The sequence below is a fragment of the Gemmatimonadaceae bacterium genome, from assembly GCA_036496605.1.
Classification (GTDB): Bacteria; Gemmatimonadota; Gemmatimonadetes; order Gemmatimonadales; family Gemmatimonadaceae; genus AG2.
The window spans coordinates 126,817-135,983 of the sequence record DASXKV010000030.1 but is presented as its reverse complement, the minus strand read 5'-3'; the positions used below and the strand labels follow the sequence as shown (position 1 = coordinate 135,983).

Below are 9,167 nucleotides of genomic sequence, written 5' to 3'. Positions count from 1 at the left end.
CTGTAGCTTGATGCACATCCAGCCCGACATTCTTCACTGTCCTTTTCATGAGGGCCGCTCCTGGCTGTGACCTGTGGTTTGATGACACTTCCACAGTAGCAGTCAGGGGCGTGCTCTCAATATCCGTGTCAGCGGCCTCCTGCAGCTCGCCCGAGACTCCGCGAAGAATCCCAATCTTGGTAAGAAGGCCGTGGTCGCATCTGCTCTCACTATCTCGATTACGCCCCACTCGATTCGCGAGGAGAACAGGATGCCCTCGACTGCCCCATCGAACGATCAGTTACGACGAGCGACGACCGGCGATATTGGCACGTGGATGGTGATCGTCGCGGGCGCAGGGCTGATCGCCTATGGGCTGCTCTTCCTGTGGCGCAACTTTACGGGATTCATCGAGCTGGGCCTCACGCCAGCGCACATTGGCGCGACACCCGAGGAGATCCGCGCCTTCAGCCCACGACTATTCAACTACATCAGTCATCTTCAAGTCGCCATTGCCGGATTCATCATGGCGTTAGGCGTTGCGGTCGTCTCGTTAGGATGGAACGGTCTGCGACGTCGTGTGGCGTGGGCGGCGTGGACCGTGCTGGTCGTCGTCGCCGTTGCAGTGTGCGTCACCCTTCCACTGCACTATGTGTACGGCCTCGCCACCGTTGGACACCTCGGGAGCCTTTACGTCGACGTGGGGCTATTGGTGGCCGGATCTCTGCTCGCCCTTCGATCGACTCGCCCCGCATCTTGACAAGCGGTTGAAGTGTAGACACTCTACTTACCATACGTAGAGCCTCTACCTAGAGGGGTCGTCGATGGCACCCAAGACTCCGCCGACGTCGCGCATCGAGCTGCTTCAGGGCACGCTGGACTTCATCATCCTCCAGGCGCTTCGCTGGGGGCCGTGCCACGGCTATGGCATCGTGCAGCTCATTCGGGCACAATCGCGCAACGTGCTTCAGGTCGAAACCGGATCCCTCTATCCCGCGCTCCAGCGTCTCGTACGTCAGCGTGCGATCGCCCCGGAATGGGGCGTGTCCGGTAACAATCGACGCGTGCGCATGTACCGACTGACGACAAAAGGTCGGGCACGCCTCACGGCCGAGCGGTCGCGGTGGCAGCAATTGTCGGAAGCGATGGCGGCTCTCATGGTCGCGCCGGAAGCGGAGGAGTCATGAGCATTCTCGAATGGTTGCCGTGGGTGCGGGAACGCCGAACCCGGGAGCTGGCCGACGAGCTCCGGGCGCACCTCGAAATGGCGGAAGCCGACCGCGTCGCGCGCGGAGAGTCGCCACGCGACGCGGTCGCCAGTGCGCGCCGCGAGTTCGGCAACCTCGGGCTGGTCCAGGAGCTCTCGCGCGACGAGTGGGGAGCCGCCGCCACGCGGGCCGAACGCCTTGGCCAGGACGTGCGGTTTGCCTTGCGCATGTTGCGGCGCGCCCCCGGTTTCGCGGCGCTGGCCATCCTCACGATCGCGCTCGGCATCGGCGCGACGACGGCCATCTTCAGCATCGTGCAGGCCACGCTCATCCATCCATTGCCATTTCCGCACGCCGAGCGACTCGTGCGCATCGAGGACGACCTGGTCGGTATTGGCGCGCGCGACGTCGGCATGTCGACGCCGGAGTGGCACGACCTGCAGCGTTCCGGAATCTTCGAGTACGTGTCGCCGACCTGGTTCGACAACAACAATCTCACCGGCCTGAATCATCCGCAGCGGGTTGGGTTGCTGATCGTTGCCCCGAACTATTTCACCTTGCTTGGCGTGAAGCCGCAGTTAGGCGCCGGGTTCGATCCAGCGGATGCCACGCCAGGATTCAATGAGCAGACCGTAATCAGCGACGGGCTCTGGAGAGGCGCATTTGGCGGTGATCCCAATATTCTGGGTCGAGTGGTCCAACTCGACTCCGACTCCTATCGAATCGTCGGCGTCATGCCGCCGGGTTTTCAGGCGCCGGCACAAACCAGAGAGGAGCGGCGAACGGAAGTGTGGCCCGCGTTCGGATTCGCCGGTGCACCGCTCAATGCGGCGACGGTCCAATCACGGAGCAGTCTCTTTCCGGGGGCGGTCGCCCGGCTCAAACAGGGCCTAACGATCGAGGACGCGCAACAGCGCATCGACGTGCTCGTTCGATCGCTCTCGCGTCAGTTTCCCGGGGAGTACGCGCCGCGAAGTGACTGGCGGGTGCGACTCGTGCCACTCCAGGACAACGTTGTCGGCGACGTTCGCCAGCCCCTGTTGTTTCTGCTCGGCGCGGTCGCCCTCGTGCTTCTGATCGGCTGCGCGAATGTCGCCAATCTGCTGCTCGCTCGAGCAACCACACGCGGCCGCGAGATGGCGGTACGCCAGGCGCTCGGTGCGGCGCCCGCGCAGCTCATGCGGCAGCTACTCACCGAAAGTGTTGTGCTGTCGGTGCTGGGTGGCGTCGTCGGCGTCGCTGTCGTCCTCGCCACGAAAACGTCGCTCGTCAGGCTCATTCCCGACATGGTACCACGGCTCAATGACATCGCGGTCAGCTGGGGCGTGTTGCTCTTCGCCTTCACCGCGTCCTTGGCCGCGGGCGCGATCTTCGGCCTCGCGCCCGTGTTGCATCTTCGGGGTCTCGACGTGACGCGCGTGCTGAAGCTCGAAGGACGCGGCGCGACGAGCTCCGGGGAACAGAGGCGCACGCGTCGCTTTCTCGTCATCACCGAGTTTGCGCTCTCACTCGTGTTGATGAGCGTGGCTGGTCTCCTCGTGCACAGCTTCTGGGACCTGCTACGAGTTCCCCTCGGCTTCGATCCACGACACGTGACCGTTATTCGAACGCGCTTGCCGTATCCAAACGATTCGACCGAGGATCTTTATCCGACGGCGACAGCCGAAGCGCCCTTCGTGCGTGAGGTGATCCGCCGTTGCCGTGCGCTGTCCGGAGTCGACGGGGTGGCGCTCGGCAGTGGCGCGGCTGTTCCGCTCGATCACCCGCAACAAGATCAGACGGTGGTGCGCGTGCGCTTCGAGGGCGACGCATCTCATGGGGAACAGCCGCTGTTCATCACGGGTTCGGAGGTAACGCCGGAGTACTTCTCGCTGCTCGGAATGACGCTTGTGCGCGGCCGGTTGCTCGATGACTTCGACGCCGATGAGCATCCGTCGGTCGCCGTGATCAACGAGAGCATGGCACGGACGTACTGGCCAGGTGCTGAAGCGTTAGGCAAGCGGGTCCGGTTGACGCGACAACCGACGTCGTGGACGACCATCGTTGGCATTGTCGCCGACGCGCGGACCGAGTCGCTCGCGAGCGCGAGCGCGCCTCATCTCTACACGAGCCTCTATCAACGGCAAGGGAAGCATCTCGCGATCTTCCTCCGCGGCCGCTTCGAGACGGGTACGATCGCTCGGGAAGTCCGCGACGAGGTGCAGACCGTGAACTCGGCGCTGCCGGTATTTGGCGCGGAGACGCTCAGCGACGTCGTGTCCGACTCCCTCGCCGTGCGACGCTTTTCGATGACATTGATCGCGCTCTTTGCGATCACGGCATTGCTCCTCGCGGCGCTCGGGATTTATGGCGTGATCTCGTGCATGGTGAGCGAACGCACCCATGAGATCGGACTGCGCCTGGCTCTGGGTGCGGGTCAGTGGGACGTCATGAGCATGGTCATGCGCGAGGGAGCGAATCTCGCGATCGCGGGAGCGGCGCTCGGACTGGTGGGGGCAGCGATCGTGTCGCGCGCGATGTCGAACTTGCTCGTCGGCGTGAGTCCGGCCGATCCCGTGACCTTCGGTGCCGCGACGGTGCTTCTCACAGTAGTTGCGCTCGTGGGGTGCTATCTGCCGGCGCGTCGCGCGATCCGCGTGGATCCGATGGTGGCACTGGCCAGCTAATGAAAGAGGCCTGCCGAAAGCGACAGGCCTCTTCGTCATTCCGGTTTGCTCAATCGGTGACTGTCATTGTCGCGCGCATCCACGAGGCGAAGCGTTAGGCGGCGTGAGAGGACGTGCTAACTGCCCGTCGACGCGTACCGTCTCACGCCGAACCGCCAGGTCCACAGCGCGACACCGAGGAAGACGAAGCCGAGCGCGGGCGAGAACGGCAGTAGTCCGGGCCACAAGCCGGTTCGATCAGCGCGGCCGAGGACGGATGCAACCGGAAAATAGGACACGCAGCCGAGCGGAACGACGAAGGTTAAGAAGTTCCGAAACCAGCGGGCATAGATGTCGAGGGGGTATTGGGCGGCTTCGACGCCTCCATAGGAGAGCGTGTTCGCAATCTCGAGGCTCTCGACGGTCCAGAATGCCATCGTGGCCTGCAGCACGAGAATCCCGCTGAAGAGGGCCATCCCTCCCGCGACCGCGAACAACAGCGTGCTCCACACCTGCCAGGTCCAGCCGATGTGCGTTAGGCGCGTCGCGATGATCCACACGACCACCGCCTGTGCGAGGCGGCCGATCCGCGTCGCTCGAACCTCGTACCCGAGGAGCTGCAGCACGGTCGATCGCGGACGAACGAGCACGCGATCGAAGTCACCAGTCCTGACGAATTGCTCGCCAAAAACGTCGAAGCCACGTGTCAGCCCATCGGCAAGCGCGAAGGACACCCCGATCACCGCGTAGAAGAGCGCCACCTCGCCGAAGTGCCAGCCCGCGATCTGGCGAAAGCGCGCGAACAACGCCCAGACCGCGATGAAGTCAATTCCGGTGGCGAGAAAGGCACCGAGTGACGTGAGGAGGAACGACGCTGGATACCGCATCTGGGAGTGCAGCGACGCACGCACGTAGCGGCCATAGAGGCGAATGGCGTTCATTCGCTAGCCGCCCTGGACTTGCAAACGTGCCATGACCCAGGTCGTGAGCACTCTGCCAAGCGCCACGAGCACCAGCACCCATGCCGCTTGTCCAGCCAGCGCCGCGAGCGCGTCCGCGCCCGCGAGGTGGCCACTGTAGATGCGAAGGGGGAAGTCGAGCAGCCCGGCGAATGGTTGATATCGCATCGCCGGCTGCAGCCATTGAGGCAGCAGCGGCAGCGGGACGAGACTCCCGGAAAATACGATCGCAAGTGGCGCGACGAGAATGTTCACACCCCGCTCGGAGAGCATCAGGACGGCCAGCAGATCGAGCAACGTCGAGAAGGCGCTCGCGAGTGCGATCACGAGCACCATCGAGAGGGAAAAGATGGCCACGGCACTCCCGCCCGCCGGCGCCGACAGGCCCCACCGCGCAAAGCCTAACGATGGAAGCAACACACCGGCCGTGAGGACCATCGGAATCGCACGGAGCAGCGGCGTCGCGGTGCGTCGCGCGACGGCACGCGCAAACCAGTATGCATACGTCTCGACTGGACGAAGTCGCTCATACGCCACGTCGCCCGAACGAACCATTCGCGCGAGCTCGGGATCCGCAGACCACGGCAGCATCATGAGGAGGGCCTGGCCCAACCAGACGTAATCGATCGTCTGGCGCAATGTCATCGGACTGTCGACCTGGCCGCTGAGAAAGGCCGCGAAGACCATGACTTTGACGGTACCCCACCAACACTGCGTGCCGAATCCCGCAAGCGCGGCGGCACGATACTGAAGCAGCAGCTGAAACCGCGCCCGAAAGACAGCGAGGTACGGCCGCACCGTGGCGGCCGTCACGCGTCGACGGCGTGCTGAGCGTAGAACCGCGCGATGACTTCCTCGATCGCCGGCTCCTCGAGGTGCACGTCTTCGACGTCGAATTCCGCGGCAACGTGGGCGATGAGACGATGCGCGGACGTGGTAACCGGATCGAACGCGAGCTCGATCGATCGGCCGTGTCGGCGCCTAACGGTCGTACCAGGAATATTGGCGGTCGCGGGCTCACCGGCGAAATGCACCCAGAGTCTTCGTTCTGCCAAGGCGCCGCGACGGAGCGCACTCAGGCTTCCGTCGGCGAGCATGATGCCCTTGCCGATCACGATCACGCGCTCCGTGAGGGCTTCGATGTCGTGCATATCGTGCGTCGTCAGGATCACCGTGACTCCGCGCGTCTGGTTGAGTGTCTTCACGAAGTCGCGCACCGCGAGCTTTGCCACCGCATCGAGTCCGATCGTCGGCTCGTCGAGGAAGAGCAGGCGAGGCTCATGGAGCAGGCTGGCCGCGATCTCGCAGCGCATACGCTGACCAAGCGAGAGCTGGCGGACCGGCGTGGCGAGAACGATCTCGATGCCGAGGCGGGCGATGAGCTCGTCGCGCGTTACTCGGTAGCGCGCGGGCGGCACGCGGTAGATGTCGCGAAGCAGATCGAAACTTTCGGTCACCGGCAAGTCCCACCAGAGTTGCGTCCGCTGACCAAAGACGGCACCAATGCGTGCCACGTGCGTCACGCGGTCTTCCCACGGTACCAGGCCGCCGATCTCACACCGGCCGCTCGTTGGCTGGAGAATCCCACAGAGGATCTTGATGGTCGTCGATTTCCCAGCGCCGTTAGGCCCGATCAGGCCGAGCAGCTCGCCCTCCTCGAGCGCGAAGCTCACTTGCTTGAGCGCTTCGATGGTGCGATAGCGACGTCGGACGAGGCCCGCCACGCTGTTCCAGACGCCGGGCCGGTGTTCGGCAACGCGAAAGGTCTTCGTAAGCCCGTCGACGACGATCATCGGTCGAGACATGGAGATTGGAGAGAGGGGAATCCGAACAACGATTTCGCGGATGGCGCGCGGGCATCCACAGCGGCTAGAATCACGCGAACATCCATGCCGGTCACTTTCGACTACGAGCCTTCCACGGCCATGGGCACAACACGCGCTGATCGCAATACCCGCGCGCTCTCGACTCTGCGCGTTGGCGTTGGCGTTCTCTTCCTCTTCTTCGGCGAGTATAAAGTCTTCGGCACGCAGTTCACGCTCGGCGGCGGCTTTCAGGGCTGGATCGATCGATTCATCGCTTCCGGAAGCGCATATCCGTTCATGCTGTCGGTGCTCAGGGGCTTCGTGCTCCCGCATAAGACCGCGATCGCCTTTCTTGTTGCCTACGGCGAGCTCGCAATCGGCATCTCGCTCGTGCTCGGCGTCCTGGTGAGAGTGGCAAGCGTGTGTGGCCTGGTGTACATGCTCGCACTGCTCTTCTCGTCGAATTATCCAGGACCGCACGCCGCGCCGTGGCAGTTCTTCGGCGCGGCGCTGAACCATCTCGTGCTCGCGATGTGCTTTGCGGCGTTCGCTTACAGCGAGCCAACGGCGTTTGCCCTGCGCGTGTTTCGGCGAAAGCCGCGCGTGGCCGTTGCCTGAACGAATGAGTACTTACTAAGTGATGCGTCGGTCTCTCGCGGCGCGTTATTTTGACGTGCCGCTCAACATGACCTGCGAGGTCTTCAATGTACCGTCGCCCTGCTTGGCAGCGGGCACGATCACGCTCGTACCCGGAGCGAGGCTGCTCGTCGTGCGCACGATTTCCGTCACGGTCACGTTCTGCGGTACGTTGATCGTCTGCGATCCGCCGCTGTACTGGACCGTGATCGTACCTCCCGCCGCGCCACGACTGGTTCCATTGGTCATGCGCGCCGCGCCATTGGTCATTTGAGAATTGGCGACGCTCCCGTTCGTCATCGTGCTGCGCCTACCGCTGGCTTGCTGACCCATTGGCCGACTGCCCTCGCCGAGCCCGCGCAGCTCCTCCGGAAAAATGTGGATCTCGGTCGCTCGTTGTGTTCCGTCGGGTTGCGGCACGGAGGTCACACCGACAAAGGTGTTGTCCTTGACGTGTGAGAGATCGCCCGGTTGGCGAGTGTAAACGGTAAGGGGCTGGCCGAGTGCGACGCGAACCGTGCCGCTCGCGGACGACACCGTAAGCACGCTGTCGCTCAGGCTCACGACCGTCCCTCGCACGATGCTATCGACCGATGTCACGCCAGCGGGCGCTCGTGTCGGCGCTGGGGACGACGCTGCCGACTGCGAATCTTGCGCAATCGCTCCGCTCGACGACTCGTGCTTCGAGCAGCCGAGAGTGAAAGTGCTGACCGCCATGACCGCGACTATGCCAAAGTGTGCTGCTCGCATTGAGATCCTCCGGTTGACATCAGCCCCTGCTCACGGCATGTCGCGGGCCGGCGGATCACCTGTCAGCGCGCTGTCGCGTTCTTCCGGCTAGGCGCGTTCGGTCAATATCGCTCGCAAGTGGTCATAGCTGACGCGCGCCGCGGCGATCGAATCACCCCAATCGGCGGCCGAGTCCTGCTCGATCGCGAAATGTTTCATCCCGGCGACATTAGCATACTTGAAAATCTCGCCATAATCGATGTCGCCATTGCCTACGGGTACGAGCCGCGCCTCGGCCATTCTTCCGCCCTGATCGGGCACGGGAGGCAGGAACTTCAAGCCTGCCACGTCTTTGACGTGCCACAGAGCGAACCGGCCGGGATGCTGTTGGAAGAGCTGGATCGGATTCTGACCGGCGACCGACGCCCAACCGATGTCCATCTGGAAGACGACGAGCGCCGGATCTGTCTCGGCGAGCAGAATCGTGTAGGGAAGTTGGTCCGCGTCCTTGCAAGGAATGAATTCGACGGTGTGGTTGTGGATGAGCAACTTGATGCCGAATTTCTGCGCGATCTTGCCATGGTTGTTGTAGCGCGCCGCCTCCTGTTTGACGTCGTCGACGGTGCGAGCCTGCGCGTTTGCTCTGATGAATTGCGCCATTGCCTGCCGCTGCGCTGCGGGACTCGTTGGTGCGGGTCCACGACCGCCGCGCCCGCGACCCTGGCCGCCCGGTGGCCGTGGCGCATCGAGGCTCGCGTACTCGATCCCCATGATCTGAAAGCCAGCGAGTTGCTGCTCCATATCGGCGGCCGAACCGATGGTGACGCCCGAATGAGTGCTCGGCATCCTGAGGCCCAGCCGGTCGATCTCCGCACGGAATTGCTTCGGCGTCATGTTGTTGTAACCGCCAGCCGGCTCGATTTCCTTGTAGCCGATTGCCGCGACCTTCTCGAGCGTTCCGAGATAATCCTTGCCAGTCAAGTCACGGACGGTGTAGAGCTCGAGTCCGATCTGATCGGCCCAGTTGGGCGTCGTGAACGCACGAGCGCTCGCCGAGAGGGTGGATCCGAATGCCGTCCCAGCTCGACTCGTCAGGGCGAGGCCGCCGGCGGCGATGGCAACGCCCTTGATAAAGCCGCGGCGCGTGGTTTCGGACTCGTTCGGTACACCGATTCGAGTTGGCATTGTCACTCCCATCATTGCGTG

The 9,167-nt window shown here is 63.5% G+C and carries 9 protein-coding genes; 4 read left to right on the top strand and 5 right to left on the bottom strand.

The genetic code is table 11. From position 1 onward, the window contains the following. Positions 1 to 250: 250 nt before the first annotated feature. The 3 genes from VGH98_10595 (at position 251) to VGH98_10585 (ending at position 3,853) form a co-directional block, all read left to right on the top strand. Positions 251 to 739, top strand: coding sequence for a hypothetical protein (locus VGH98_10595; protein HEY2376411.1), 489 nt, complete (start codon positions 251 to 253; stop codon positions 737 to 739). Positions 740 to 803: 64 nt separating this feature from the next. Continuing rightward, entirely contained in the window at positions 804 to 1,166 is a 363-nt protein-coding gene (locus VGH98_10590; protein HEY2376410.1) for a PadR family transcriptional regulator, read from the top strand. Further along, entirely contained in the window at positions 1,163 to 3,853 is a 2,691-nt protein-coding gene (locus VGH98_10585; GenBank protein HEY2376409.1) for an ABC transporter permease, read from the top strand. Before VGH98_10590 ends, VGH98_10585 begins: the two co-directional genes overlap by 4 nt. Positions 3,854 to 3,969: 116 nt before the next feature. Here the strand turns inward: VGH98_10585 and VGH98_10580 are convergent, their stop codons facing one another. From VGH98_10580 to VGH98_10570, 3 genes are read right to left on the bottom strand one after another with little or no spacing between them, the layout of a single operon-like run. After that, a complete protein-coding gene (locus VGH98_10580) occupies positions 3,970 to 4,773 on the bottom strand; it encodes an ABC-2 family transporter protein (GenBank protein ID HEY2376408.1) in 804 nt (267 codons plus the stop codon). A 3-nt stretch (positions 4,774 to 4,776) separates the two neighbouring features. Further along, a complete protein-coding gene (locus VGH98_10575; protein HEY2376407.1) occupies positions 4,777 to 5,604 on the bottom strand; it encodes a hypothetical protein in 828 nt (275 codons plus the stop codon). Further along, positions 5,601 to 6,596, bottom strand: coding sequence for an ATP-binding cassette domain-containing protein (locus VGH98_10570; protein HEY2376406.1), 996 nt, complete (start codon positions 6,594 to 6,596; stop codon positions 5,601 to 5,603). The genes VGH98_10575 and VGH98_10570 overlap by 4 nt, the downstream gene beginning before the upstream one ends. Before the next feature lie 84 nt (positions 6,597 to 6,680). Here VGH98_10570 and VGH98_10565 point away from each other — a divergent pair, with 84 nt between their 5' ends. After that, positions 6,681 to 7,214 (top strand): DoxX family protein, encoded by a 534-nt coding sequence (locus tag VGH98_10565; protein ID HEY2376405.1) that lies wholly within the window; start codon positions 6,681 to 6,683, stop codon positions 7,212 to 7,214. 45 nt (positions 7,215 to 7,259) lie between these two features. On the opposite strand, the gene VGH98_10560 is transcribed toward VGH98_10565, so the two are convergent. Next, positions 7,260 to 7,982, bottom strand: a complete 723-nt coding sequence (locus tag VGH98_10560) for a hypothetical protein (protein HEY2376404.1) — start codon at positions 7,980 to 7,982, stop codon at positions 7,260 to 7,262. Between the two features lie 87 nt (positions 7,983 to 8,069). Continuing rightward, complete coding sequence (locus tag VGH98_10555; GenBank protein HEY2376403.1) at positions 8,070 to 9,146, bottom strand: sugar phosphate isomerase/epimerase; 1,077 nt, start codon at positions 9,144 to 9,146, stop codon at positions 8,070 to 8,072. Positions 9,147 to 9,167: the final 21 nt, after the last annotated feature.

Coding starts and splice junctions, on each gene's coding strand:
- VGH98_10555 (HEY2376403.1), bottom strand. CDS start 9,146: ATGCCAACTCGAATCGGTGTACCGAACGAGTCCGAAACCACGCGCCGC.
- VGH98_10585 (HEY2376409.1), top strand. CDS start 1,163: ATGAGCATTCTCGAATGGTTGCCGTGGGTGCGGGAACGCCGAACCCGG.
- VGH98_10595 (HEY2376411.1), top strand. CDS start 251: ATGCCCTCGACTGCCCCATCGAACGATCAGTTACGACGAGCGACGACC.
- VGH98_10580 (HEY2376408.1), bottom strand. CDS start 4,773: ATGAACGCCATTCGCCTCTATGGCCGCTACGTGCGTGCGTCGCTGCAC.
- VGH98_10590 (HEY2376410.1), top strand. CDS start 804: ATGGCACCCAAGACTCCGCCGACGTCGCGCATCGAGCTGCTTCAGGGC.
- VGH98_10560 (HEY2376404.1), bottom strand. CDS start 7,982: ATGCGAGCAGCACACTTTGGCATAGTCGCGGTCATGGCGGTCAGCACT.
- VGH98_10570 (HEY2376406.1), bottom strand. CDS start 6,596: ATGTCTCGACCGATGATCGTCGTCGACGGGCTTACGAAGACCTTTCGC.
- VGH98_10565 (HEY2376405.1), top strand. CDS start 6,681: ATGCCGGTCACTTTCGACTACGAGCCTTCCACGGCCATGGGCACAACA.